Genomic DNA, 1,125 nt, shown 5'->3' on the forward strand with positions numbered 1-1,125 from the left:
TGGAATGGCAACACATTTTCAAACAAAAAAATTAAGGGATAAGTGTTTTTTAAATTCAACGGGAGGCAAGTAGCCTAACGAAGAATGTAATCGTTTATGATTATACCAATAAGCATAAGCCGAAAAAGCGCGTTGTAACTCAGCCGTTGAGTTGAAACGTTGGCCTTTTACAAATTCCGTTTTAATTGTTTTAAATGTCGCTTCCGCTACCGCATTGTCATAAGGACACCCTTTCTTGCTTAATGAATGCGTGATATTAAATGTCTTAAAACAATCCGCTAATAACCGATTATCAAACTCTTTACCTCGGTCCGAATGAAATAAATCTAATTTTGATAATGGCAGTTTAATTTTGCTTAATGCCGACATAACAAGCTCTGCTGTTTTATGTTGACCAACATGGTAACCGACAATCTGTCTATCGGATAAGTTCACTAAAACACATAAATAGTTCCAACGTTGCTTAACTTGAATATACGTTAAATCCGCAACAACAATTTGTTTTTTATCACCTACATCAAATTGTCGTTGCAGGTGATTTTCTGTGGCAGTTTCATTCACTTCCGTATTGTGAGATTGATAACGTTTAACGGTGTATTTTGATACCAGCAATAAGGCTTTCATCACCCGAGCAATGTAACGGCGTGACACCCAAATATTCTCTTTCTGTAAATCAAAACGAATTCGTCTTGTACCATAAGACTGATAGCTCTGATTAAATAGCGTCACAATTTTATTGGCGTGGGGCCCTACTGATTTTTGTCTATTCAATTTACACTGATAATAAGCGTAATGTCTTGATAATCCTAAATATTTACATAGTTTTGTTATGCTATAACGATGTCGATTTGCTTTTAGGATAGCGATTTTCGTCCTATTATCAGTGCTGCTTGCTTTAAAATATCGTTTTCCATACGGAGTTGTTTAAGCTCTTTACGCAACGCGATTAACTCTTGTTCTTGTGGACTGCGATTATCTTTTGTTTTAAATGAGCCGCTTTGGCTTGATTGCGTTATCCAACGGTCCAATGCTGATGGTGTCAAATCATATTCTGCAACGATTTCACTACGTGATTTACCATGTTGATAAAGACTGACCATTTGGTGTTTAAAATCATCTGTGAAT

At 36.1% G+C, this 1,125-nt stretch carries 2 protein-coding genes; both read right to left on the reverse strand.

The genetic code is table 11. The features are described from left to right. Nucleotides 1-18: 18 nt before the first annotated feature. The gene (locus ACYIAL_RS12765; protein ID WP_483751906.1) at nucleotides 19-867 is read right to left on the reverse strand and encodes an IS3 family transposase; all 849 of its coding nucleotides are present in this window, start codon (nucleotides 865-867) and stop codon (nucleotides 19-21) included. Then, on the reverse strand, nucleotides 855-1,125 hold a 271-nt coding region (locus ACYIAL_RS12770; RefSeq protein ID WP_483751905.1), incomplete at its 5' end, for a transposase. The genes ACYIAL_RS12765 and ACYIAL_RS12770, both read right to left, overlap by 13 nt.

Source organism: Gilliamella sp. X-57 (genome assembly GCF_057063565.1).